21 protein-coding genes are annotated in these 24,780 nt (G+C 73.2%); 11 read left to right on the top strand and 10 right to left on the bottom strand.

From position 1 onward, the window contains the following. Positions 1 to 83: 83 nt before the first annotated feature. Complete coding sequence (locus OHS18_RS14650) at positions 84 to 1,559, top strand: flavin-containing monooxygenase (protein WP_328617427.1); 1,476 nt, start codon at positions 84 to 86, stop codon at positions 1,557 to 1,559. A gap of 195 nt (positions 1,560 to 1,754) precedes the next feature. Here the strand turns inward: OHS18_RS14650 and OHS18_RS14645 are convergent, their stop codons facing one another. From OHS18_RS14645 to OHS18_RS14620, 6 genes are all read right to left on the bottom strand, one after another. Further along, complete coding sequence (locus tag OHS18_RS14645) at positions 1,755 to 1,877, bottom strand: ribosomal protein bL36 (RefSeq protein ID WP_323325885.1); 123 nt, start codon at positions 1,875 to 1,877, stop codon at positions 1,755 to 1,757. A 91-nt stretch (positions 1,878 to 1,968) separates the two neighbouring features. Further along, positions 1,969 to 3,135, bottom strand: coding sequence for a VWA domain-containing protein (locus tag OHS18_RS14640; RefSeq protein ID WP_328452438.1), 1,167 nt, complete (start codon positions 3,133 to 3,135; stop codon positions 1,969 to 1,971). After that, positions 3,132 to 5,318 (bottom strand): DUF5682 family protein, encoded by a 2,187-nt coding sequence (locus OHS18_RS14635; protein WP_328617426.1) that lies wholly within the window; start codon positions 5,316 to 5,318, stop codon positions 3,132 to 3,134. Before OHS18_RS14635 ends, OHS18_RS14640 begins: the two co-directional genes overlap by 4 nt. 31 nt (positions 5,319 to 5,349) lie before the next feature. Beyond that, positions 5,350 to 6,438: an ATP-binding protein gene (locus OHS18_RS14630; RefSeq protein WP_328452442.1), complete on the bottom strand. Its 1,089-nt coding sequence runs from the start codon at positions 6,436 to 6,438 to the stop codon at positions 5,350 to 5,352. Then, positions 6,435 to 7,826 (bottom strand): DUF5691 domain-containing protein, encoded by a 1,392-nt coding sequence (locus OHS18_RS14625; RefSeq protein ID WP_328617425.1) that lies wholly within the window; start codon positions 7,824 to 7,826, stop codon positions 6,435 to 6,437. Before OHS18_RS14625 ends, OHS18_RS14630 begins: the two co-directional genes overlap by 4 nt. A 409-nt stretch (positions 7,827 to 8,235) precedes the next feature. Continuing rightward, a complete protein-coding gene (locus OHS18_RS14620) occupies positions 8,236 to 9,555 on the bottom strand; it encodes an SWIM zinc finger family protein (RefSeq protein WP_328617424.1) in 1,320 nt (439 codons plus the stop codon). A 156-nt stretch (positions 9,556 to 9,711) separates the two neighbouring features. Between OHS18_RS14620 and OHS18_RS14615 the strand changes: the two genes are divergently transcribed. The 5 genes from OHS18_RS14615 to OHS18_RS14595 are packed head-to-tail and all read left to right on the top strand — an operon-like array spanning position 9,712 to position 13,723. Further along, positions 9,712 to 10,602 carry a LysR family transcriptional regulator gene (locus OHS18_RS14615; RefSeq protein WP_328617423.1) on the top strand — a complete coding sequence of 297 codons (891 nt, stop codon included), beginning with the start codon at positions 9,712 to 9,714 and terminating at the stop codon, positions 10,600 to 10,602. A 45-nt stretch (positions 10,603 to 10,647) separates the two neighbouring features. Further along, on the top strand, positions 10,648 to 11,709 hold the full coding sequence (locus OHS18_RS14610) for a tartrate dehydrogenase (RefSeq protein WP_328617422.1): 1,062 nt from the start codon (positions 10,648 to 10,650) through the stop codon (positions 11,707 to 11,709). Continuing rightward, complete coding sequence (locus OHS18_RS14605; RefSeq protein ID WP_328617421.1) at positions 11,706 to 12,575, top strand: alpha/beta fold hydrolase; 870 nt, start codon at positions 11,706 to 11,708, stop codon at positions 12,573 to 12,575. Before OHS18_RS14610 ends, OHS18_RS14605 begins: the two co-directional genes overlap by 4 nt. A gap of 33 nt (positions 12,576 to 12,608) precedes the next feature. Next, positions 12,609 to 13,130, top strand: coding sequence for a PadR family transcriptional regulator (locus OHS18_RS14600; RefSeq protein WP_328617420.1), 522 nt, complete (start codon positions 12,609 to 12,611; stop codon positions 13,128 to 13,130). Beyond that, positions 13,130 to 13,723, top strand: coding sequence for a GyrI-like domain-containing protein (locus tag OHS18_RS14595; RefSeq protein WP_328617419.1), 594 nt, complete (start codon positions 13,130 to 13,132; stop codon positions 13,721 to 13,723). Before OHS18_RS14600 ends, OHS18_RS14595 begins: the two co-directional genes overlap by 1 nt. Here OHS18_RS14595 and OHS18_RS14590 read toward each other — a convergent pair. Both OHS18_RS14590 and OHS18_RS14585 read right to left on the bottom strand, forming a co-directional pair. Beyond that, a complete protein-coding gene (locus OHS18_RS14590) occupies positions 13,717 to 15,783 on the bottom strand; it encodes an AMP-binding protein (protein ID WP_328452456.1) in 2,067 nt (688 codons plus the stop codon). The genes OHS18_RS14595 and OHS18_RS14590 overlap by 7 nt on opposite strands. 223 nt (positions 15,784 to 16,006) lie before the next feature. Then, complete coding sequence (locus OHS18_RS14585; protein ID WP_328617418.1) at positions 16,007 to 16,945, bottom strand: helix-turn-helix transcriptional regulator; 939 nt, start codon at positions 16,943 to 16,945, stop codon at positions 16,007 to 16,009. Between the two features lie 87 nt (positions 16,946 to 17,032). On the opposite strand from OHS18_RS14585, the gene OHS18_RS14580 reads away from it, so the two are divergent. The 4 genes from OHS18_RS14580 to OHS18_RS14565 all read left to right on the top strand — a co-directional run bounded on the left by OHS18_RS14580 (position 17,033) and on the right by OHS18_RS14565 (position 21,535). After that, the gene (locus OHS18_RS14580) at positions 17,033 to 17,425 is read left to right on the top strand and encodes a VOC family protein (protein WP_328617417.1); all 393 of its coding nucleotides are present in this window, start codon (positions 17,033 to 17,035) and stop codon (positions 17,423 to 17,425) included. Positions 17,426 to 17,530: 105 nt separating this feature from the next. Further along, complete coding sequence (locus OHS18_RS14575; protein ID WP_328452462.1) at positions 17,531 to 18,280, top strand: 3-hydroxybutyrate dehydrogenase; 750 nt, start codon at positions 17,531 to 17,533, stop codon at positions 18,278 to 18,280. A 41-nt stretch (positions 18,281 to 18,321) separates the two neighbouring features. After that, positions 18,322 to 19,659: an MFS transporter gene (locus OHS18_RS14570; protein WP_328617416.1), complete on the top strand. Its 1,338-nt coding sequence runs from the start codon at positions 18,322 to 18,324 to the stop codon at positions 19,657 to 19,659. Position 19,660: 1 nt separating this feature from the next. Next, a complete protein-coding gene (locus tag OHS18_RS14565) occupies positions 19,661 to 21,535 on the top strand; it encodes a helix-turn-helix domain-containing protein (protein ID WP_328617415.1) in 1,875 nt (624 codons plus the stop codon). A 743-nt stretch (positions 21,536 to 22,278) separates the two neighbouring features. Here the strand turns inward: OHS18_RS14565 and OHS18_RS14560 are convergent. Then, positions 22,279 to 23,166: an NADP-dependent oxidoreductase gene (locus OHS18_RS14560; RefSeq protein ID WP_328617414.1), complete on the bottom strand. Its 888-nt coding sequence runs from the start codon at positions 23,164 to 23,166 to the stop codon at positions 22,279 to 22,281. 73 nt (positions 23,167 to 23,239) lie between these two features. On the opposite strand from OHS18_RS14560, the gene OHS18_RS14555 reads away from it, so the two are divergent. Beyond that, positions 23,240 to 23,785: a TetR/AcrR family transcriptional regulator gene (locus tag OHS18_RS14555; protein WP_328617413.1), complete on the top strand. Its 546-nt coding sequence runs from the start codon at positions 23,240 to 23,242 to the stop codon at positions 23,783 to 23,785. Here OHS18_RS14555 and OHS18_RS14550 read toward each other — a convergent pair. Then, positions 23,772 to 24,746 carry a helix-turn-helix domain-containing protein gene (locus tag OHS18_RS14550; protein ID WP_328617412.1) on the bottom strand — a complete coding sequence of 325 codons (975 nt, stop codon included), beginning with the start codon at positions 24,744 to 24,746 and terminating at the stop codon, positions 23,772 to 23,774. The two genes, OHS18_RS14555 and OHS18_RS14550, sit on opposite strands and share 14 nt — an antisense overlap. Positions 24,747 to 24,780: the final 34 nt, after the last annotated feature.

Genomic DNA, 24,780 nt, shown 5'->3' with positions numbered 1-24,780 from the left:
CCGAAAGCTGATGCAGGCCTCCACGCTGGGTCGGTGCCTCGACCCGGCCCAGCGTGGTCCGCACCTCGGTTACGCTGGAATTCATGACCAGCGCGGAGCACGTGGACGTCCTGATCGTGGGCGCCGGCCTGTCCGGTGTCGGCGCGGCCTGCCGCCTCCAGGAACGTTTGCCGGGCAAGAGTTACGCCGTGCTCGAAGCGCGTGACACGATCGGCGGAACCTGGGACCTGTTCCGGTATCCGGGCATCCGCTCCGATTCGGACATGTTCACCCTCGGTTACCCGTTCCGGCCGTGGAAGGACGCGAAGGCGATCGCCGACGGCCCGTCGATCCTCGCCTACGTCCGCGAGACCGCGGCCGCCTACGGCGTCGAGCGGCACATCCGGTTCGGCCACCGGGTGGTGGGCGCTTCGTGGTCTTCCGCCGAAGCCCTGTGGACCGTGTCGACCGCGCACGGCGCCACGTTCACCTGCCGGTTCCTGTACTTGTGCAGCGGTTACTACGACTACGCGGGCGGTCACGTCGTCGATTTCCCGGGACGTGAGGAGTTCGCGGGCGCGATCGTGCACCCGCAACACTGGCCCGCCGAGCTGGACTACGACGGCAAGCAGGTCGTGGTGATCGGCAGCGGCGCGACGGCGGTGACGCTCGTCCCGGCGATGGCGCCGCGCGCGGCCCGGGTGACGATGGTGCAGCGCTCGCCGTCGTACATCGTGGCGCGCCCGGGACGGGACGCGCTCGCCGACCGGATCCGCGCGCTGCTGCCGGAAAACCTCGCGCACCGCGTGGTGCGCGGCAAGAACGTCGTGATGGGCACGTTCTTCTTCCAGCTGATGCGGCGGCTGCCGGACTGGGCGTCGCGGACATTGCGCGACCGGGTGGCGGCGCAGCTGCCCGCGTCGATCCCGGTCGACCCGCACTTCGTGCCGGACTACGCGCCGTGGGACCAGCGGCTGTGCCTGGTGCCGGACGCGGACCTGTTCCAGGCGCTGCGTTCGGGCAAGGCCGACATCGTGACGGACCGGATCGCGCGGTTCACCGCCTCCGGGATCGAGCTTGCGTCGGGCCGGACGCTGCCCGCGGACGTCATCGTGACGGCGACCGGGCTGCGGCTGGTGGCGTTCGGCGGGATCACGCTGAGCGTCGACGGCCGCGAGATCGAGCCGGGCGAGCAGCGGGCCTACAAGGGCATGATGTTCGGCGGCATCCCCAACCTGGCGTGGTGCGTGGGGTACACGAACAACTCGTGGACGCCGCGCGCGGACCTGACGTCCCAGTACGTCTGCCGCCTGCTGGAGCACCTGGACCGCCGCGGGTTCGTCTCGTGCACCCCGGACGCGGCGGATGCTTCGAGCGCGGGCCGGCCGCGCCCGATCGTCGACCTCGCGTCCGGGTACGTCAAAAGGGCCGCCGCCGGCCTGCCGAAGCAGGGCGGGCGACGGCCCTGGATGATGCGCCAGAACTACCTGCTGGACCTCGCGGACATGCGCTTCAACCGCCTCGACGACGGCGTGATGCGCTTCGGCCGCGCGGGTTCCCCGGTGTCGGCGTCCCGCTGAGGTCGGTCTAGCCGAGCACTGCCGACGGGTCGGAGTGCTGCAGCGCTTCGGCGACCGCGCGGGCGTTCTTGACACCGACGGGGGTTTGGTACTGCATCGCCCCGAAAGCGGCCCAACCGTGACCGGGCGGGAAACGGGCCGGGCCCGGAACCGTGCGGTTCCGGGGCCCGGTCAACGCGTTGTGCTGCCCCGGGGTCAGCCCTGGCGGCCCTTGGAGCGCGGGTTGTCCTTGTTGATGACGAACACGCGCGTCCCGCGGCGGATCACCTGGGCGCCCGGCTGGCGGGCGAGCGAACGAAGCGAACTGCGGACCTTCATGGTGAGCCGTCCCTTCCTGGTCGGCGGTGCGGGCCCCGAATGCGTCCCACGGTGGCTTCAACAGCGGCCGGGGTGGGTTTAATCCCGCAACTCAGCTGTTCTCGCGGGCCGCCCAGGCCTGCAGGTCGTCGCCCCGGACTGCCGCCGCCATCAGTTCGGGGAACTGGTCCGGGGTGCACGCGAACGCCGGGATCCCCAGCTCGGCCAGGGCTGCCGCGTTCTCGTGGTCGTACGACGGCGCGCCCGAGTCGGACAGGGCCAGCAGCGTCACCACTTGGACCCCCGAGCCGACCAGCTCGGCGACGCGCTGCAGCAGTTCGTCCTCGTCGCCGCCCTCGTAGAGGTCGCTGATCAGCACCAGCAGCGTCTGCTCGGGGCGCCCGACCAGCCCCTGGCAGTAGGCGATCGCGCGGTTGATGTCGGTGCCGCCGCCCAGCTGGGTGCCGAACAGCACGTCGACCGGGTCGGCGAGGTGCTCGGTGAGGTCGGCGACCTCGGTGTCGAACGCGACGAACGACGTCTTCAACGCCCGCATCGACGCCAGGACCGCGCCGAACAGCCCCGAGTAGACCACCGACTCCGCCATTGAGCCCGACTGGTCGACGGCCAGGATGACGTCACGCTGCACCGCCTGCTGCCGCCGGCCGAAGCCGATCAGCTTCTCCGGCACGATCGTGCGCAGCTCGGGGGAGTAGTGCTTGAGGTTCGCGTGGATCGTGCGCGCCCAGTTGATGTCGCCCGGACGCGGCCGGTGCGTGCGCGACGCCTTGTCGAGCGCGCCCTTGATCGCCGCGCGGGTGCGCTCCGCGAGCCGCTGCTCCAGCTCCTCGACGACCTTGCGGACGACCTCGCGCGCGGTCTCCTTGGTCTCCTCGGGCAGCACGCTGTTGAGCGAGAGCAGGGTGCCGACCAGGTGGACGTCCGGCTCGACCGCCGAGAGCAGCTCCTTCTCCAGCAGCATCCGGGTCAGCCCGAGCCGGTCGACGGCGTCGCGCTGCATCACCTGCACGACGGTGCTGGGGAAGTACCGCCGGACGTCGCCGAGCCAGCGCGCGACCCGCGGCGCCGACGCGCCGAGGTTCGCGCTCCGCGGCCCGCCGGTGGCGTCCTCGTCCGGCTTGTCGTAGAGGGCCGCCAGCGCCTTGTCGACCCCACTGTCCTCTTCGGACAGCTGGGCGTCGGCCAGGCCCGAGCCCTCGGCGCCTTCGCCGCCCAGCACCAGCCGCCACCGGCGCAACCGGTCCGCGTCCACGCTCATGCCCCTACCCCCAGCAGCGTCGCCATGACGGGCAGCACCCGCTCGGCCCGTTCCTCGTCCAGTTCGTCGGCCGTCGGCACGACGACCCTCGCGGCGCCGGTGAGCCCGGCCGCCCGCTGCCCGATCGCCCGTTTCTCGGGACTGCTGAACGCGCCGAACGTGCGCCGCAGCAACGGAAGCACCTCCGTGAAGACGTCGGCGGGGATCGCCGCGAGCCAGGCGTCGATCACCCGCAGCAGACCCTCGTCGTGCACCAGCAGCAGGGCCCCGCCGTCGAAGAAGCCCTCGACGTAGGCCGCCCCCGCCGACGGCGTGACGCCCGGCGTGAGCGCCCGGCCGAGCCGCAGCTCGATGTCGAGCGCGTCGAGCAGCCCGGCGTCGTGCAGGATCCGGGACAACCGCCCGGACAGCAGCGGCGGCAGCGCCGGCCGTTCGGCCAGCCGGGCCAGCGCGGCCAGCCAGCGGTCCTTCGCCTCGTCGCCCAGCAACGCGGTGGAGTCGTGGACGCCGTCGATCAGCTTGCAGAACCGGGCCGCGGCGTCGTCGTCGATCCCGTGGGTCGCCGGCGGCAGCCCGGCGCAGACCCGGTCCAGCATGCGGAGGGCGACGGCCCGCAACGCGGCGGTGTCGGTGCCGCGGACGTCGCCGTAGCGGGTCGCCCGGGCCAGGGCCGGCAGCGCGGACATCAGCCGCGCGACGTCCGAGTCGGCCGCGGCGCGCGCGTCGAGCGCCGCGAGCGCGTCGGGCAGTGCCTCCGGCAGGTCGGCTAGCAGGCAGTTCTCGACGGCGGTGGTGACTTCGTCGAGCGGCGGGGTGCCCTCGACCGTGTCCCGGACGGCGGAGGAGGCCGCCGAGGGCACGGTGGTGCCGTGCACGGCCGCCGCGACCAGGTCGACCTCGAACGACGGCTCCCAGCACAGCGCCCAGGTCTCCCGGAACGTGCCGCGGTTCCGCCGCGCCGACGCCTCCCGGCTGCCCCACTCGATGCCGAGCACACGCAGCCGGTGCAGCAGCCGCGAGCGGTCCAGCCCACCCGGGGTCCGCAGGTCGAGGTCGAGCTCCTTGACAACCGGGTCCTTCTTGAGCCGCAGGCGCTTCGCGGTCGCGGTCAGGTCCGCGGCCAGAGGCGGCTGCGGGACGCGGTCGGGCACCTCGCCGAGCCGTTCGCCGACGACGAGCCGCCGGGTGACCAGCGCGACCTGCACGTCGTCCCCGCCGCACAGCACCGACCGGGTGGCTTCGGTGACCTCCGCCAGCCCCGCCGACGACCGGCCGCGCAGCGCGGCCAGTGCCTCGGCCAGCCGGACCGCCTCGATGACGTGCGCGGTCGAGACCGGCAGATCCTCTTCGCGCAGCACCGCCGCGACACCGGTCAGCCAGCGCGTCGTCACGTCCTCGGCCGTGGTGAAGAGGTGGTGGTACCAGCCCGGTGACCGGACGCCCGCGCCGTAACCGCTGGCCGTGGCGAGGCGCCCGTGCGTCCACGGCACCCAGGTGCACGCGACCTTCCGCTTCGGGAGTCCTTTGAGGACGGCCGCGTCGTGTGACGCGGGCGGCAGCGGGTCGGCCAGCGCGGGCACGTGCCACGCCCCGCAGACGACGGCGATGTTCTCGAAACCTTCCTTGCGCGTGCGGCGCAGCACCGTGCGCATGTGGGCCTCGCGGCGCGCCTCGTTGCCCTGCGGCGGCTCTTCGTCTTCGCGCAGCGCGGTCATCGCCTCGGCGATCACCTCGAACGGCGACGCGTCGTCCCGGCGCGACTCGACGACGTCGTCCCACCAGCGTTCGGGATCGTCGTAGCCACCCGCGGCCGCCAGCCCGGCCAGCGGATCGCCGTGGGGCGCGCCGAGGTCGTCCGGTCCGGCGGCGAACGTGTTCGCGGCCGGCAGGTCGCAGAACCGCACCGGGACACCGGCTTCCCGGGCGTACGCAAGCGCTTGCCACTCGGGGCTGAAGACCGCGAACGGCCAGAACGCGGCGCGCGAGACGTCGTCGGTCGCGTACGCCAGCAGCGCGACCGGGGGTACCATCGCCGGGTCTTCGGTCAGTTCGACGAGCGCGTCGGCTTCCGGCGGGCCCTCGATCAGGACGACGTCCGGTTCGAGCTCCGCCAGCCGCGCCGCCACGGCCCGGGCCGAACCCGGGCCGTGGTGGCGGATGCCGAGCAGGTGGGTGGTGGTCAAGCGCGTACCCCCGCTCCCTGGGTGGCTCGGTTCACGAGATCTCCTGGCCGGCCCGGTAGAAGTCGGCCCAGCCGTCGCGCTCGCGGACGACCGTCTCCAGGTACTCCAGCCAGATCGCGCGGTCGGCCACCGGGTCCTTGACCACCGCGCCGTGGATGCCGGCCGCGACGTCGTGCGGGCGCAGCACGCCGTCGCCGAAGTGGGCCGCCAGGGCCAGGCCGCCGGTGAGCACGCTGATCGCCTCGGCGGTGGACAGCGTGCCGGACGGCGACTTCACCGCCGTGCGGCCGTCTTCGGTGCGGCCCGAGCGCAGCTCGCGGAACACCGTGACCACCCGGCGGATCTCGGCCAGCTCGGCGGCTTCGGCGGGCAGTTGCAGCGACGTGCCGAGCTCCTTGACCCGGCGGCTGACGATCTCGATCTCCGCCTCCGCGCTGTCCGGCAGCGGCAGCACGACGGTGTTGAACCGCCGCCGCAGCGCGCTGGACAGCTCGTTGACGCCCTTGTCGCGGTTGTTCGCCGTCGCGATCATGTTGAAGCCGGGCCGCGCCTGCACCTCGTCACCCAGCTCCGGGATCGGGAGCGTCTTCTCGGACAGGATGGTGATCAGCGTGTCCTGGACGTCGGCCGGGATGCGCGTCAGCTCCTCGAGCCGCGCCAGCTTGCCGTCCCGCATCGCGCGCACCACCGGGCTTTCGACGAGCGCGGCGGCGCTCGGCCCTTCGGCGATCAGCCGGGCGTAGTTCCAGCCGTACCGGATCGACTCCTCGGACGTGCCCGCGGTGCCCTGCACCAGCAGCGTCGAGTCGCCGCTGATCGCGGCGGTCAGGTGCTCGGACACCCACGTCTTCGCGGTGCCCGGCACGCCGAGCAGCAGCAGCGCGCGGTCGGTGGCCAGGGTGGCGACGGCGACCTCGATCAGCCGTCGCGGGCCGACGTACTTGGGCGTGATCACGGTGCCGTCGGGCAGGGTGCCGCCGAGCAGGTACTCGACGACGGCCCAGGGGGACAGCAGCCAGTTCGGCGGCTTGGCCCGCTCGTCGGCGGCGGCCAGGGCGGCCAGTTCGGCGGCGTGGTCCTGTTCGGCGTGCGGCCGGAGGACGGTGGCGGGGGCGGTCATGCGAGCTCCTCGTACATTTCGCGGCGGAAGTTCAACGTTTCGGTGAGCGCCCGGCGCCACGGCCCGGCGTCCATGGTCAGGCGGGTGGTGGCCAGCGGGTGGCGCAGGCAGCCGGGCGGGACCGCGCGGGCGATCACGACGGCGGCGTGCGAGACCAGGCGGTGGTCGTCCTGGCGGGCGATCCAGTCGAGCAGCGCGGTGCCGAGCTCGGCGGTCCACGGCCGGGGCAGCTCGTGCACCAGCCGGGCGAACGACTCGGTGGGCAGCCGCCCGACCAGGTGCGCGATGGTGCCGGCCTGGCTGGCCGGGCTCAGCACGCCGAGCAGCGGCGGGGTGGTGCGCCCGCCGGGGTCGGCGCCGATCAGGGCCTGCGCCCAGGTCTCGTCGCGCTGGCGCAGTGCCGCGGACGCCCAGGCGTCGCGCAGCACGCCGGGCGGGCAGCCCTCGACGGTCATCCGCACCACCTCGGCCGGCGGCCCGAACTCCGTCCAGAACGCCAGCGGCGCGGCCGCGACCAGCGTGCGCAGCCGGACGGTGCCCTCGTCCTTGCCGCGTTCGGTCCGGGGCAAGGAGATCTCGAGGATCCTGCCCCGGCGGCGGACGAGCGGCCGCAGCCGTTCGGCCATCCGGTGCCCGTGGCGGGTGTTCGGCAACCGGCCGAGCAGATCCGCGGCCTTCTCCCGGACGGCGGCCGCGCGGTCGGTGAGGGCGGCTTCGAGGAAGTCTTCGTCCGCGTCCCGGACGTGCCCGGCGAGCACCCCGAGGAAGTCGGCGCGGACGTCGGCGGGTTCGCTCTTCCACGACGTCGTCAGCGCTTCGCGGGCCGCGTCCGGATCGTCGGTCAGCCGGGCGGTCAGCCAGCGGCGGCGCTGGGCGAGGCTGCCGTACTGCCAGACGTCCCCGGATTCCTCGGCGGGCGCGGCGAGGAAACCCCAGTCGGGATTGCGCTGCCCGAGCCACGCGCCGACGGGCCCGGCGACCGCGACGAGCGGGCCGCGCAGCGCGGCCTTGGTGCGCGCCGCTTCGGCCAGCAGCGGCAGGAACTCCGGCGGGACACGGTAGTCCGTGCCGGCCAGGATGCCGAGCCACTCCTGGAGCAGGTCGGGGTGGCTCGCGGCCAGCAGCCGGGAGAGCCGTTCCCGCGCGAGAGCGGGCACGAACGGCCGCTCGTCGGGCGCGGCGGCGGGCAGCGGTTTGACGTCCCCGAGCGCCCGCCGTCCGGCCCGCCGGTAGGTGGTCAGCACCGCGGCGGCGGCCAGCAGCTGCTCCGCGGGCTCGTCGCGTTCGGTGGCGAGGTCCTGGACCGCGGGCGGCTGGGTGCTCAGGTCGAGCGGGCGCCGGCGGGTGCCGAGGAGCGCGGTGCCGACGAGGTCTTCCCAGGCTTTCACGAGCGCACCTCCTTGGTCTGAGGACGGGGTTTCGGCGGACCGGCGAGAGGTCCCGGCGCGGGTGCGTATCGGGTCGACTCGCGTGATCGGGGAGCCGACACGCGTGTCTGGAGGGACGACACGTGTGATCGAAGGGTCGACACGCGTGATGGAGGAGTCGACACGCGTGATTGGAGGGTCGGCTCGTGTACCCAGGGGGTCGGTTCGCGTGTTTGGAGGGTCGGTTCGCGTACCCAGGGGGTCGGTTCGCGTGTTTGGAGGGTCGGTTCGCGTACCCAGGGGGTCGGCTCGCGTGCCTGGAGGGTCGGTTCGCGTACCCAGGGGGTCGGCTTGCGTACCCAGAGGGTCGGTTCGTGTGTTTGGGCGGTTGACTCGGGTGTCTGGGGGGACGGCATGGGGCTGGTGGGAGTCATAGCCGCACCGCCCGGTTTTCGTGCCAGCACGTCAGCGGGCGCAGGCCCGCTTGGCTCCATTCCGCCGCCACCGTCAGCGGGCCGCCGGCCGAGAGCGCCAGCAGCGACCACGGGAACGCGTACGGCACCAACGGCAGTGCTGTTCCGTCCTTTTCGGACAGACACCAGCCGTCGGCGTGTTCGGCCGGGGTCACTTCCGACAGCAGGACCGGCCAGCGTTCCAGCCACGGGTCCGCCGCCATCGCCCGGGCGTACGCCGCCAGCGCGTTCTCGATCGAGCCGCCCACGGCCGACGGGGCCGGCAGCGGGATTCCCCGCTCCGCCACCAGCGCGCGCAGCGGCGCGGCACCCGGGTAGAAGGCCAGCTCCGCCGTCAGCAGGTGCCCGGGTGGCAACGACGCGTCGAGCGGGCGGCCCGGCGGCGCGAACGACAGCACCAGTGCGTCGCGCCCCGTGACCCGGCCGCGCAGCCACGTGCGCCGGGTCAACAGCCGGTCGTTCTCCTCGTCGGCCGCGCCGGTGATCAGCCAGTCGTCCGAGACGCGCTCGCCGCTCTCCAGGACCCGGGCGGTCTCGACCGAGAACCCGAGCCGCGTCCGCACGGTTTCCGCCAGCTCCGGCGGCAGTTCACCCAGCCGGCCCGCCGCGTCCGCGAGCAGGAACAACAGGGACAGCTCGGCCAGCAGTGCGTCCGGCCAGTCGCGGCGGCCGACGATCCCGGCCGCCCGCCGCAGGCCGCCCGCCAGGCCCGACGCCTGTGCGTCGACCATCCGGGCGGCGACCGTGCGCAGCTCCTCCGAACCGTTGCGGTCGAAGCCCGCGAACCCCGCGCCGACCCGGTCGGTCAGCCACACCTTCAGTTCGGCGACACCGCCTTCGACGCGCGCCGCCCGCCCCTCGGCCCGCTTCGCCGCGGCCTCTTCGTCCTTCGGGCCCGCGGCTTCCGCGCGTTCCGCTGCCTTCCGTGCCCGGTCCGCCCGCTCGGCGAGCCACGTGTGCACCCACTCCGGCGGTGCTTCCGCGGCCACCTGACCGGCGGCCCACATCAGCAGCAGCCCGACCGCGTGTTTGCACGGGAACTTGCGGCTGGGGCAGGAACACCGGAACGCGGGCTCGGCCAGTTCGACACACGTCTGGTACGGCTTCTTGCCGCTGCCTTGGCAGAAGCCCCAGACCGCGTCCTCGTTCACGCCCGCGCCGGACCACTTCGCCGGTGTCGCGAGCGCCCGCCCGGCCTTCTCCGAAGCGGGATCCGGCGCGAGCCCGGCCACGCGTTCCGCGGTCCACGGCACCGCCGTCACCACCTGTCCCCCCACTGGTTTCCTTTGCCGTCCGGTCGGTTTCCCCCGGGCGGGAGGCCCGGGTGGCTTACCCGACGAAGCATGCCAGTACCCACCGACAATTTCCGTGAGCGCAGGTCAGTCCGGGTTCGGCGGCGTCGCGATCTATGCTGAACCGCCCCGGAGGTGAGTGTGGACGCGCGGCAGCTCGAGTACTTCCTCGCCGTGGTCGACCACGGCGGGATGAGCCGGGCCGCCCAAGCGCTCCACGTCGCGCAACCCTCGCTCTCCCAAGCCGTCCGGGTCCTCGAACGCGACCTCGGCACCAGCCTGTTCGACCGGGTCGGCCGGCGGCTCGTGCTGACCCAGGCCGGGCACGCGCTCGTCGAACCCGCCCGGCAGATCGTTCGCGGGCTCGACGCCGCGCGGGCCGCCGTCGACTCGGTCGGCGGGCTCGAAGCGGGCCGGGTCGAGATCGCCGCGATGCCGTCGCAGGCGGTCGAGCCGCTCAGCGGCATGATCCGCCGGTTCACGGAACGCCACCCCGGGTTGCGGGTGGTCGTGCGCTCGGCGTTCACCCCGGACGACGTCCTCGGCATGGTCCGCGGCGGTGTCACCGAACTCGGCCTCGCCGCCGGTCCCGAGCCCTTGAAAGCGCCCGGGCTCGACGTCGTCCCGTGCGGCCGGCAGCGGTTCGTGCTGGTCACCGGCCCGGACGCGCCGTTCCCGGACGGCGAGCCGGTGCCGCGCGAGCTGCTCCACGGGCAGCGGCTCATCGTCGGCCAGCCGGGCACCGGCATGCGGCGGCTCGTCGACGACCTCCGCGCGAGCGGCGTCGACATCGTGCCGGTGGTGGAGACCGAGCACCGCGAAGCCATCCTGCCGCTGGTACTGGGCGGCGTCGGGATGGCCGTGCTGGCCGACTCGTGGACGTCGCTGGCGGAGCGGGCCGGCGCGCGCGTGTTCGCCCTGGATCCGCCCGCCCACCTGCACGTCGCGCTGGTCGGCCGGGCGGCCCTGATGCCGACCGCGGCCGCGTTCGTGGCCACGGTCGATAGGCAAGGCCTATCAACCGGGCCGTGATCCGGTCTTGGACGCCGGCCGTCGCCGCCTGCTGACATCGAGGGCATGACCTCCCACCGCATCGCCCTCATCCCCGGCGACGGCATCGGCCGCGAAGTGACCCCGGCGGCCTGCGCCGTGCTCGACGCCGCCGGCGCGCGGCACGGCGTCGCCTTCCGCTACGACGAGTTCGACTGGTCCTGCGAGCGCTACCTCGCCGAGGGCGCGATGATGCCCGCCGACGGCCTCGACCGCGTCCGCCACCACGACGCGCTGTTCCTCGGCGCCGTCGGCGCGCCCGGCGTGCCCGACCACGTTTCCCTGTGGGGCCTGCTCATCCCGCTGCGCCGCGGTTTCCGGCAGTACGTCAACCTCCGCCCGATCCGGGTGTTCGACGGCCTCGACAGCCCGGTCCGCGACGCGCGTGACGTCGACTTCGTCGTGGTCCGGGAGAACGTCGAGGGGGAGTACAGCGAGATCGGCGGCCGCCTCAACCGCGGCCTGCCCGACGAGCTCGCCGTGCAGGAGGCGGTCTTCACCCGCGCCGGCGTCACGCGCGTCGTCGACTACGCCCTCGACCTCGCCCGGCGCCGCCGCGGGAAGCTGACGTCGGCGACGAAGTCCAACGGCATCGTGCACACCATGCCGTTCTGGGACGAGATCGTCGCCGAACGCGCGGCCGCCCGGCCCGAGGTCGACGTCGAGTCCGAGCACATCGACGTCCTCGCCGCGAAGTTCGTGCTCGACCCGGGCCGCTACGACGTCGTCGTCGCGTCCAACCTCTTCGGTGACATCCTCAGCGACCTCGCGGCCGCCGTCGCGGGCGGGATCGGTCTCGCCCCGGCCGCCAACCTCAACCCCGAGCGCGACTTCCCGTCGATGTTCGAGCCGGTGCACGGCTCCGCGCCGGACATCGCCGGGCGCGGGATCGCGAACCCGATCGGCGCGATCTGGACCGCCGCCTTGCTGCTGGAGCACCTCGGCCACGCCGAAGCCGCCGCCGACGTCGAACGTGCGCTCGCCGCGGTGCTCGCGAAGACTCGGCTGCGCACGCCCGACCTGGGCGGCACCGCGACGACGGGGAGCTTCACCCGCGCGGTGCTCGACGAGCTGGAAGGAGCCCGATGAGCGTCCCGCTGCCGTTCCGGTACCGCACGGTCGATCCCGGCGTCCCGATCCGCTGCGCGGTCGGCGGCGAGGGCCCGCCGATCCTGCTGCTGCACGGCTATCCGCAGACGCACGTGATCTGGCACGCCGTCGCGCCGCTGCTCGCGGAGCGCTTCACGGTCGTGGCGACCGACCTGCGCGGCTACGGCGACAGCGGCAAACCCGTGCCCACCGAAGGAGACGCCGAGTACGCGAAGCGCGCCATGGCCGCCGACCAGGTGGCCGTGATGGCCGAACTCGGCTTCGACCGCTTCGCCGTCGCCGGGCACGACCGCGGCGGCCGCGTCGCGCACCGGATGGCCCTCGACCGGCCGGACGCCGTGCGCGCCCTGGCCGTGCTCGACATCGTGCCGACGCGGCACGCCTTCGCCCACGCCGACCGGGACTTCGCGACCGGCTACTGGCACTGGTTCTTCCTCACCGCGGGCCACGGCATCCCGGAGCGGATGATCGGCGCCGACCCGGAGTTCTGGATCCGCGCCCGGATGACGTCGCGGCACGCGGGCGGCACGCCGTTCGACCCCGCCGCGCTGGCCGAGTACGTGCGGTGCTTCGGCGAGGCGTCGATCGCCGCGTCCTGCGCGGACTACCGCGCGGCCGCGACGATCGACCTGGACCACGACGAGGCCGACGCGGACCGCCGCCTCGGGATCCCGGTCCGGGCGCTCTGGGGTGAACGCAGTTTTGTCGGCCGCAACTACGACGTCCTCGACGTCTGGCGCGGGTACGCCGAAGACGTCACCGGCCGGGCCCTGCCGTCCGATCACTACCTGCCCGAAGAGGCTCCGGCCGAGGTCGCGGCGGAACTGGCGGAGTTCTTCGGTTGACGCCGCGCTATATTCCAGTACTAGAATAGGCGGGTGCTGACCGACGCGGAACTGACGGTGCTCGGCCTCGTCGTCGAGCGGCCCCGGCACGGCTACGAGCTGGACGAAGTGGTCGAGGAACGCGGCATGCGCGACTGGACCGCGCTCGGTTTCAGCTCGATCTACTACGTCCTCGGCAAGCTGCGCGACCGTGGCCTGATCGCCGAGGTCGCGGCCGATCGCGCGCACGCCAAGGCCAAGAAGACGTTCACGGCCACCGACGCCGGCCGGGAAGCGTGCGCACAGGCCGCCGAGGCGGCGATCGCCGAACTGCGCCCGGTGCACCCGCCGGTGCTGGCCGGGCTCGCGAACAGCCCGGTCGTCCCGCCCGAGCGGCTCGCGTCGGCGCTGGCCCGGCGCGCCGAAGCTGTCGACGCACGGCTGGCCGAGGTGCGGCGCGCGGCCGCCGCCCAGCCGTCCGCGCCGTCGTTCGTCCGGGCGATCTTCGACTACTCGATCAGCCGGCTGGAAGCCGAAGCCGCGTGGCTGGCCGCGCTGCCTGAAGGGACGCCCTGATGCCCTACGACGTCAAGAAGGACCTGAAAGCGTTGTACGCGCCCAAAAACACCGACTGGGCCCTGATCGACGTGCCCGCACAGCGGTTCCTCGCGATCGACGGTCGCGGCAACCCGAACACCGCGGAGAGCTACAAACGGGCCGTCGAGGCGCTCTACGCCGTGGCGTACACGCTCAAGCGGGCCGCGGAGCAGGACTTCGTCGTCGGCCCGCTGGAAGGCCTGTGGTGGGCCGACGACATGACCGCGTTCACCGTCCGCGCCAAGGACAGCTGGCAGTGGACGATGCTCATCAGCCAGCCCGGATGGATCGGCGAGGACGACGTCGAAGAAGCCCGCGAAACCGTGCGGCGCAAGAAGAAGCTCGACGCCGACGTCCGGTTCGAGACCCTCGATGAGGGCCGTTGCGCGCAGGCGTTGCACGTCGGTTCCTACGACGACGAAGGCCCGCTGCTCGCCCGGCTGCACGACGAGTACCTGGCCGGGCAGGGGCTCGAGCCGACCGGCCGGCACCACGAGATCTACCTCGGCGACCCTCGCCGCACGGAGCCCGCGAAGCTCAAAACCGTGCTGCGGCAGCCGGTTTCTCAGTAGTCCGTGGTGGCCGGCCAGGTGTCGTCGTGCAGCAGGCGCTTGAGGATCTTGCCTGTCGCGTTGCGCGGCAGGTCCGGCACGAAGTAGACGTCGCGAGGCACGGCGAAGCGGGCCAGGCGGTGGTGGATGTACTGCCGGATGTCTTCCGCGTGCAGGGAAGCGCCGCGCCGCGGGACGACGTAGGCCGCCAGCCGCTGGCCCCACTCCGCGTCGGCCACGCCGACCACCGCCGCGTCGTGCACGCCGGGCAGCGCCACCAGGGCTTCTTCGACCGGGCGCGGGAAGACGTTCTCGCCGCCGGAGACGATCATCTCGTCGGCCCGGCCGGTGACGAACAGCCGGCCCGCCGCGTCGAGGTAACCGACGTCGCCGGTGGCCATCAGGTCCGCCGCCCGCGCCGGGTCCGTGCCCGAGGTGTAGCCGTCGAACAGCATGTCGTTGCCGACGAAGATCTGGCCCTCGCCGCCGGGCGGCACCGGCTTGCGGTCCTCGTCCAGGATCGCGACGGCCGTGCCGAGCGGGCACCGGCCCGCGGTGGTCGGCGCGGCGCGCAGGTCGCCGGGGTCGGCGATGCTCGCCCACGACACCTCGGTCGAGCCGTAGAAGTTGTAGAGGACGTCGCCGAAGGTGTCCATGAACGACGTCACGAACGACCCGGACATCGCCGAGCCACTGCTCGCGACGATCCGCAGCGACGACAGGTCGTACCGCGCGCGGACCCGTTCGGGCAGGTCCATGATCCGCTGCAACATGATCGGCACGACGAACAGCGCGTCGCACTGTTGCTCGGCGATCGTCCGCAGGGTCTCTTCGGCGTCGAACTTGCGGACCAGGGCCAGCGGGGACCGCAGCGCCATCCCGATCTGCATCGCGGCCAGGCCCCAGCTGTGGAACAGCGGCGCCGCCACGAGGATCCGGTCGCCCGCGCGCAGCGGGATGCGGTCGAGGATCGACGCGGCCGCGCCCATGCCCTTCGGGGTCGGGCGGCGCGCGCCCTTCGGTGTGCCGCTGGTGCCGGAGGTGAGCACGATCAGCCGGCCCGGCCGCTCCACGGGCTTGGGCCGGTCGGCGGGGGCGGACTGGATCAGCTCGTCGACGGTCGGGTAGCCGGTCTCGGCGTCCGGCCAGGTGCTGATGCGCGCGAAGTCGCCGGGGACGTTCGCGATGGTCTGGGCGAACTCGTCGTCGGCCAGGACGGCGGCCGGCGCGTGCTCGGCGAGCACGTCCTTCACCGACGACGCGGAGAGGCCGGTGTTCAGCAGGATGACGTCGGCGCCGAGCTTGCTGGCCGCGACGAACGCCTCGACCATCGCGGAGTGGTTGCGGCACATGAGCGCGATCCGGTCGCGCTCGTTGACGCCGAGCTCGCTGAGCGCGTTGGTCAGCCGGTCGCTGCGCTCCTGGACCTGGGCGAAGGTGCGGACGTTGCGCTCGTCGTGCAGCGCGACGTCGTCGGCGGCGCGGGCCGCGGCGGCCTGGTAGCCGCCCGCGACGGTCGCGCCCCACTGCGCGACGGAGTTGAGCTGGCGCGCCAGCTTGTCCGGGCGGCCGGGGCTGAGGACACCGGCGCGCACCAGGATGCTGGTGGTGCGGAGCTTGGTGGCCTTGACGCCGCCGGAACCGGCGTCCGGGTCGGCCTGGCCCGACAGGTGCAGGTCGAGGCGCCTCGCGATGGCGCGGATGTCCTTTTTGATCGAGGACACCAGTTCCAGGTGCTCCGGCTGCAGCATCATCCGCACGAAGAGCTCGGTCTTGCCGCCGGCCAGGGGTCTCAGCTCCAGGGAGACCCAGGTGCCGTCATCGGGGACACCGCACCACACGACGTGCTCGCCCGGGCGGTAGACGACGGCTTGGACCTGCGCCTCCAGCATCGGCCGGCGGTCGGGGGCGATCCGGATCACGCCTCGGGGGCCCCGGCCCCGCGAGGCCTGCTCCTGCACCTCGCTCCAGCTGATCTCCGGGACGAAGCGGGGATACCACTCCGGCGATCCGACGATCTGCCACACCACCTCCGGCGGATGCCCGACCACGGCACTCGCCTCGATCACATCGTCACGCATCGTCTGCCCTCACCGAAGTCACCGAACACACGTTCAGGTCACGGAGGCGTTACGGTAGCAGCAAACGGGTGAGCACGGATACTCCGAACGGCATGATACCGATGAGTAACGGACACTCTTGGTGGGCGTTCGTACTGTCCACAGTGTACCGATTAACGGTGTTTACCGAGTACTGCAGGGTAAAGCGCACGCTCAGTGGGTGTGGCAAAAGATCTTCACCCGGTCAGTGACCGTATCGGCCGACCAGTTCCGATCCGAGGCGGGCCAGCTCCGCGCGTACGGATTCCGGACCTTCGACGTCGACGAGCGCACCCCAGCCGGCCAGCTCCTGGGCGATCATGATCGGCGCGGGAGCGGCGACCCGGACGCGGACGCGGTCGCCGGGCAGCTCGCCGACAACCTCGCAGTGCCGGCCGAACCGGTCGCGCAGCACCCTCAGGTAGCGCCGGTCGAGGACGACGTCCGCGGTCAGCGGCGACCGGCGTTTTTCGACTTCTTCGACGACTTCTTCCCACACCTTGGCCAGTTCGAGGTCCGACGGCCGGTGCGCGACGGCGTCGATCGGCTCGGCCGCGGTGATCCGGTCCACGCGGAAGGTCCGGCGGCCCTGGCCGGTGCCCGCGACGAGGTACCAGACGTCGTCCTTGTCGACCAGGCCCCACGGATCGACGAGCCGCTCCGACGTCTCGCGGCCCGCGTAGGTCAGGCGGACCTTGCGGCGGGCGATGACGGCGTCCCGCAGCGCTTCGACCATCGGCGGCCGGGCCTTCGGCCGCTCGCCCCAGCCGACCTGGTCGACGATCACCGCGTCTGCCGCGGCCTCGGCGTCCGCCCGGAACGTGCCGGGCAGCGCGCCCATCAGCTTGCGCAGCGCCGACTTCACCTCCGGCGCGATCGCCGCCGCGGGGCCGGCCAGGAGGAACAGCGCCTGCGCCTCACGGGAGGTGAGGCCGGACAGGTCGGTCCGCGCGCCGCCGACGAGCTGCCAGCCGCCACCCCGGCCGGGCTGCGGGTAGACGGGCACGCCGGCCGCCGACAGCGCTTCGAGGTCACGGCGGGCGGTCGCGACGGAGACCTCCAGCTCCTCGGCCAGCTCGCCCGCGGTGACGCGGCCGCGGGTCTGCATGAGCAGGAGGGTGGCCACGAGGCGGTCGGCGCGCATGGGGGAAGTGTCGCAAAAAAAGTGCGCACTCGGTGAGCACTTTCACCCCGCATGATGTGTGCAGACCGAGGGAATGAAGGAGCAGACATGCTGCGAGGAATGGCCACCGTCTCGTACTTCGCCGACGACCACGCGGCCGCGCAGGCCTGGTACACCGAGTTCCTGGGAATCGAGCCGTACTTCCACCGCCCCGGGTACGCCGAGTTCCGCCTCGGCGACTACCAGCACGAACTGGGCCTCATCGACCGCAGGTACGCGCCGGCCGGTGCCGGTACACCGGGCGGCGAGATCGTCTACTGGCACGTCGACGACCTGGAGGCGACGTTCGCGCGGCTCCACGAACTGGGCGCGAAGGAGTACGAGCCGATCACCGAGCGCGGCCCGGGCTTCGTGACGGCGTCGGTCGTCGACCCGTTCGGCAACGTCCTCGGCGTCATGACCAACGTGCACTACCTGTCCGTGCTGAAGGAACGTTCCTGAGCCGGTAGCCGCCCCCGCTGTGGTTGCCGCCGCCACTGGATCTTCCCCGGCTGTGGCTCTCGCGCACATGGCTCGCGACCGGTGTCACGCTTACCGTTCCCGTCCATGACCAGCGATCTGGACGGGCGCACCGCCCTCGTCACCGGCGGTGCCGGCGGTATCGGCCTGGCCTGCGTCCGCGCTCTGGCCGCGGCCGGGGCCAAGGTGCACGTCGTCGACGTCGACGCGGCGAACGCCGAGGCCGCGGCCACCGAGGTCGGCGGGTGGGCGCACGCCGTCGACCTCACCGACGCCGAGGCTCTCGACACCCTCCCGGCCGAGGTCGACGTCCTGGTCAACAACGCCGGGGTCCAGCACGTCGCGCCGCTCGAAGGCTTTCCGCCCGAGCAGTTCACGCGCATCCAGGCGCTGATGGTCACCGCGCCCTTCCTGCTGATCCGGCGGAGCCTGCCGAGCATGTACGCGCGGGGGTGGGGGCGGATCGTCAACATGTCGAGCGTCCACGGCCTTCGCGCCTCCGCCTTCAAAGCCGCCTACGTCACCGCGAAGCACGGGCTCGAAGGGCTCTCCAAGGTCGCCGCGCTGGAAGGCGCCGAACACGGCGTCACCAGCAACTGCGTCAACCCCGGCTACGTCCGCACCCCGCTCGTCGACGGGCAGATCGACGCGCAGGCCGCCGAGCACGACATCCCGCGGGAAGACGTCGTCTCCGAAGTGCTCCTCCGGCGCGCCGCCATCAAGAAGCTCATCGAACCCGGGGACGTCGCTTCCCTGGTGACGTGGCTGTGCTCGCCGCACGCCGGCCACGTCACCGGGGCCTCCATCCCGCTCGACGGCGGCTGGACCGCCGCTTGACCCCCACCGCCCGCCCGACCCACGACGAAGTGGAGCCCGCAGTGAGCCAGCCCCAGCGGTCGGCGATCGCCAAGATCGTCGGCGCGAGCCTGATCGGCACCACCATCGAGTGGTACGACTTCTTCCTCTACACCTCCGCCGCCGCGCTGGTGTTCAACAAGCTGTTCTTCCCGACGGCGAACCCGCTGACCGGCACGCTGCTGGCGTTCCTCACCTACGCCGTCGGGTTCCTCGCCCGCCCGGTCGGCGGCCTCGTCTTCGGCCACTTCGGCGACCGGCTCGGCCGGAAGAAACTCCTGATCTTCAGCCTGGTCCTGATGGGCGGCTCGACCTGCCTGATGGGCGTGCTGCCGACGTACGCCACCGCGGGCGTCGCCGCGCCGGTCCTGCTCACGCTGCTTCGCCTGGTCCAGGGCTTCGCGCTCGGCGGTGAGTGGGGCGGCGCGGTGCTGATCGTCTCCGAACACGGGGACGCGAAACGGCGCGGGTTCTGGGCGTCCTGGCCGCAGTGCGGCGCGCCCGGCGGCAACCTGCTCGCCACCGGTGTGCTGGCGATCCTGTCGGCGACGCAGTCCGACGCGACGTTCCTGGCGTGGGGCTGGCGGGTCCCGTTCCTGCTCTCCGGCGTCCTGCTGGTGATCGGCCTGTGGATCCGGCTGGCCGTCTCGGAGTCGCCGGTCTTCCTGGCCGCCCAGCGCCGCGCCGAGGACCGCGTCGAGAAGCACGTCCCCGTCGTCGAGGTCTTCCGCGACAGCTGGCGCCAGGTGCTCGTCACGATCGGCGCGCGGATGGCCGAGAACGTCTCCTACTACGTGCTGACGGCGTTCATCCTGGTGTACGTCACGACCGGGCTGCACCTGGCGAAGGGCCTCGGCCTGAGCGCGGTGCTGATCGGCTCGGCCGTGCACTTCGTGACGATTCCCTTGTGGGGCGCGCTGTCGGACCGCGTCGGCCGGCGTCCGGTGTACCTGTTCGGCGCGATCGGGATGGCCTTGTGGGGCTTCGCGTTCTTCGCGCTGCTGGACACGAAGTCGGCCGCGGTGATCGTGCTGGCGACGACCGTCGGGCTGGTGCTGCACGGCGCGATGTACGGGCCGCAGGCCGCCTTCTTCGCCGAGCAGTTCCCGACGCGCGTCCGCTACACCGGGCTGTCCGTCGGCGGGCAGCTGTCGTCGATCGCGGCCGGGGCCGTCGCGCCGCTGATCGCCGTGGCGCTGTTCCAGAGCTGGGGCAGCACCATCCCGGTGTCGCTGTACGTCGCGGCGATGTGCCTGATCACGGTCGTCGCGCTGCTCTCCTCCCGCGAGACCCGGGGCGCATCGCTGCACGACGACGACACCGATGCCGCCGAGTCGGAGACGGCGGCCGTTTCGCCCTAGCATGACCGCCGTGACCGCACCCTCGGACGCGCTGCGCCGGCTGCTCGACCTGCTCGCCTCCGGGGCGAGCACCGAGCAGCTGGCGCACGTCGTCGTGGCCGCCCGCGCCGAGGGTGCCCTCGACGCCGCCGACCTGGCCGCGCTGGCGAACGCGGGTGAGCTGGCCCTGCGGATCCGCGAGACGCTCGCCGAGCACCGGCGGCGCGAGGCCCAGCTGGTCGCGCTGTTCGACACCGCGAGCGAGCTGGCCGCACTGTCCGAACCGGACACCGTGCTGCGCTCGATCGTCCGCCGCGCGCGGGCGCTGCTCGGCGTCGACGTCTCGTACCTGAGCCTCAACAACGAGGCGGAGGGCAAGACCTACGTCCGGGTCAGCGACGGCTCGGTCTCGGCGGAGTTCCAGCAGATCGTGCTCGGCATGGGGGAGGGTCTCGGCGGGCTGGTCGCGCAGACCGCGCGGCCCTACGCGACGTCGGACTACTTCACCGACGAACGCTTCCGGCACACACGCCACATCGACTCCGGCGTCAAGGACGAAGGACTGACCGCGATCCTCGGTGTCCCGCTGGCCATCGGCTCGAAGGTGCTCGGTGTGCTCTTCGCGTCCGACCGCGGCACCCGCGAGTTCTCCGCGGACGAGGTCGCGCTGCTGTCGTCACTGGCCGACCACGCGGCGATCGCCTTGGACAGCGCGAACCTCCTCGACCAGACGCGCCGGGCCGTCGCCGAACTGAACGAGGCCAACGCGACGATCCGCGCGCACAACGAAGCGATGGAACGCGCCGAGGACGCCCACGACCGGCTCACCGACCTCGTCCTGCGCGGTGGTGACCTGCCCGACGTCGCCGCGGCGGTGGCCGGGGTGCTGCACGGCGCGCTCACGGTGTTCGACACCGAAGGCGCGGTCCTGGCGCACTCGGCGGAACCGGCGCGCCACGACCCCGCCGCGCTCGCCGCGTCGCGGGCGGCCGGGCGCGCAGTGTCCACTGTGTCCGATTCGGACACCTGGGTCTGCTCGGTGCAGGCCGGCCCGGAGCTGCTCGGCAGCCTGGTGCTGACCGGCCGGACGGATCTGGCCGGCCCGGACCGGCGGCTGTTCGAACGCGCCGGCGTCGTGACGGCGTTGCTGCTCATGCTGCGCCGGTCGGTGGTGCGGGCCGAGGACGAGGTCCGCGGCGAGCTGCTGACCGACCTGCTCACCGCGCCCGGCCGCAACCCGCGGGCGCTGCTGGCCCGCGGCCGCCGCCTCGGCATCGACCTCGCCGCGCCGCACGCGGTGCTGGTGGTGCACACCGGCGACGTCTCCCGGCGACGGCTCGCGAGCGCCGCCGCCCGGCACGCGACGCTGGTCGGCGTGCACGCGGAGGAGGTCGTCCTGCTGGGCGCCGGCGACCCGGGCGAACTGGCCCGCCGCGTCGCCGCCGACCTCGGCGCGGTGACCGGCCGCCCGGTCACCGTCGGCGCGGCCGGTCCCGGCGCGGGCCCCGAAGCCCTGGCCGCGGCCCACGCCGAAGCGGCGCGATGTGTCCGGGCGCTGCTCGCGCTCGGCCGCACCGGCGAGGGCGCGGACATGGCGGGCCTCGGGTTCCTCGGCCAGCTCCTGGGTGACCAGGCCGACCTCGGCGCGTTCGTCCGCGCGACGCTCGGCCCGGTCCTCGACTACGACGAGCGCCGCGGCACGGAGCTGGCGGCGACGCTGCGGGCGTACTTCGCGAGCGGTGCGCAGCTCGCGCGGACGAAGGACGTGCTGCACGTCCACGTCAATACTGTGGTGCAGCGGCTGGAACGGATCGCGTCGCTGCTGGGGGAGGACTGGCAGGCGCCGGACCGGGCCCTGGAGATCCAGCTGGCGCTGCGGCTGCACCGCCTCGGTTGAACGACCCACACCGCGCCGCGCTCCCGGCGGTTACCTTTCCTGTCCGATGAACATCCGCGCCCTCCCCGAACTCGCCGTCGCCGCCGTGACGACGGTCGCGGGCCTGTGGGGCTACTTCGCGTTCTTCCTCGACGGCGACGTCGGCGGCCAGGGCACCGGTGTGGCCATCCTGCTGGGCGCCTACGCCGGCAACGGCCTGCTCCAGGTGGCGCTGGTCGTGTACGTCCGCGCGGACCTCTCACTGCGCGGGAAACTGGTCTGCGACTTCGACTCCTGGACGTCCCGGGACGGCGGCCCCACCGGAGTGCGGGCGGCGCTCGCCTGGTTCGGCCCGGTGGCGGCCGGGCTCGTGGTGATGCTGGTTTTCACGCCGGCGTCGACGCCCTCGCTCGACGAGGAATTCGGGATCCGCGTGTCGATCCTGCTGCTGTCCCTGCTCGGCTCGGCGGCCGTGCTGCTGGGTGCCTTGGTGTGGCCGTTCGCGGTCCTGCCGCTGACGGCCCTGGTCGGCGTGCTCCTGCCGGGACCGGCGTGGCCGTCGCGAGTGGAGATCCTCACCCGCTCGTGGCTGCTGCCCGTGACGGCCGGCTTCGGCACGGTCATGACCTTCGGGGGTGACATCAACGGCTCGGACCTCGGGTACTGGCTCGTCGACGACTTCGGCCTGCCGGTCACCCCCGCCGCGTTCCTGGCGGTGCTCTCGGTCGCCGCGATCGTCGCGCTGATCGTCGTCCACCAGCGGGCTAGGGCACGGCGAGCACGATCTTGCCCCGCCGCGGCCCGGCCACAGCGTGCGCCGCGGCCGCTTCGGCCAGGGGGAACACCGCCTGCACCGGCACGTGGAAGCGGCCTTCCCCGAAGAGCGCGGCAGCCTGCGCGAGACCGTGCCGCCCGTCCGGCTGACCGCCGAGCGCGCCGACCGAGACGCGGACGCCGTGCTCGGGGCCGCTGAAGTCGGCCAGCGTGACCACCTTCGACGGCGTCCCGGTCAGCTCGATCAGCTCCGGCAGTGACCCCTTCCCGGCGACGTCGAGGGCCGCGTCGACCGGACCGGAGACGCGTTCGCGCAGGCCAGGGCCGTAGTCGACGGGCTGCGCGCCCAGCTCGGCGAGGAACTGCCGGTTCTCCGCGGCGCCGGTGCCGAGCACCCGCGCGCCCCGCGCCAGCGCCAGGCCGACGGCGAGGCTGCCGACTCCGCCGGTCGCGCCGTCGATCAGCAGCGTCGAACCCGGGCCGATGTCCAGGAGGTCGAGCGCGCGCGTGGCCGTCTCGACCCCGGACGCGGCGCCACCGGCCTGCTCCCACGGCATCGACGGCGGTTTCGGCGTCCAGAACGCCAGGACCGCGAACTCGGCGCTCGCCCCGCCGAGGCGGGCGACGTCGACCGCGCCGAAGACCTCGTCGCCGATCCCGGGACCTTCGTCGACGACGCCGGCCGCGTCCACACCGGGGATGTGCGGCAAGGCGATCGGCGAGCGCGACTTCCCGGCGCGGATCGCCAGGTCGACCGGCGAGACGCCGGCCGCCCGCACGCGGATCCGGACCTCGCCCGGCCCGGCGTGCGGCTCCGGGAGGGCACCGACGGACAGGACCTCGGGCGGGCCGAACCGCGCGAAGAAGGCTGCGAACACGATCACTCCTCGTCTCGGGACGTCTGCGCCTACGGTAGGAGTGAGCAGAGGTGACGAGCGGGAAGTGAGAGCCGTGCGGGACGAACCGACTCGGAAGCGCCGGGTGGACGCCGAGCTCAACCGACGGCACCTGGTGGCGGTCGCGCACGCGGCGTTCGCGCGGGACGGCGCCGGCCTGCCGGTACGCGAGATCGCGCGGCGCGCGGGCCTGGCGCCGGCGACGGTCCACCGGCACTTCCCGTCCCGCGACGACCTCCTCGCCGCCGTGCTCGCCGGGCAGGTCGAGCGGTGCGGCCGGCAGCTGCGGGCCGCGCTCGCCGACCCGGACAGCCGGCGCGCGCTGACCCGGACGTTCCACCGCTTCGGCGAATGGCAGGTCCAGGAACGCGGCCTCGTCGAGGCGCTGGGCGGACCGGCCTTCGCCGACCGGCGCCGCGAGCACGCCGAGGCGTTCGGGCGGCTGGTCGAGCGGGCCCGCGACGACGGCGTGCTGCGGCCCCGCGTGTCGGTCGACGACGCGCGTGTCGCGCTGATGGCGATCACGTCGGCGCGGACGACGTCGGCGGTCCGGCAGCTGACGGGGGTGCTGCTGACGGGCCTGCTCGCTACCCCTCGGTGAGGACGTCCGCCCCGGAAGTCCGTTGGTACAGCACGTAACGCCCGTCGCGCACCTTGCTGACGAGGCCCGCGCGGTGCAGGGCGCTCAGGTGGTAGGAGACGGTGCCCGGGGTGTAGCCGATCCGGGTGGCGAGCTCCGCGGTCGAGCGCGCGGTCTCGAGGTCGGCCAGCAGCGCCGCGCGGGCGACGCCGACGACCGGCACGATCGTGGCCGGCTTGCGATCCCGGCCGGCGCCGATCCGGTGGGCCGGGTAGTAGAGCACGACCTGCCCGGGCACGTCGACCTGGATGACGGCGCCGGGCCGGCTCAGGACGCTGGGAGCGAGGACGAGATCCCGGCCCGCGACGTCGAGGTCGCCGTCCCACCGCGCGTCGAAGGTGATCGCGTCGCCCGTCCAGCCGATGTCGGGGTGCAGGGTGCCCAGCACCCGGCCGACGCCGTGTCCGACCACGGTCTGCGCGCGGTGGGCGATGTCCTGGTCGAGGATCGAGCGCAGCTCGGGCCAGCCGTCCGCCAGGGCGTCGCGCCAGAACCGGGCGAGCCCGCGGGCGAGGCGGCGCTGCAGCTGTCCCGACTCCGCGATCCGGCGGATCGACGTCGGGAGCGGCCTGCTCCAGTGCGCCCGGGCGCCCTCGAGGATCTGGAGTTCGAGGTCGTCCTGCGCGGTCGCTTCGATCCGGGCGAGCTGCTCGTCGAGCAGCTCGCGGTGCCCGGTGCCCGCGCCCGGCTGCGGGGTGAGCAGATCCGGTGTGTAGGCGTCACCGCCCCGCGGCAACAGCTCCGCGAGCAGGGCGACGTCCGGGTGGGCGAGCGACGCGCGGGCGAGCGGCCCGGGATCCCCGAAGACCGGGTGCCGCCCCGAGCCGGCGGCGAGTTTCAGCCACGCCACGGACTCCGACGCGGGCGACGGTGACAGGCGGGTCCGGGACACCGTCCCGGCGTCGACCCGCAGCGTGAACACCACGTCGACGGTAGCAGCGGGCGCGGCGGATTTG

The sequence above is a fragment of the Amycolatopsis sp. NBC_00355 genome (assembly GCF_036104975.1).
Taxonomy (GTDB): Bacteria; Actinomycetota; Actinomycetes; order Mycobacteriales; family Pseudonocardiaceae; genus Amycolatopsis.
Note: the sequence above shows the minus strand (reverse complement) of the source record. Positions and strands in the feature narration are given on the sequence as shown.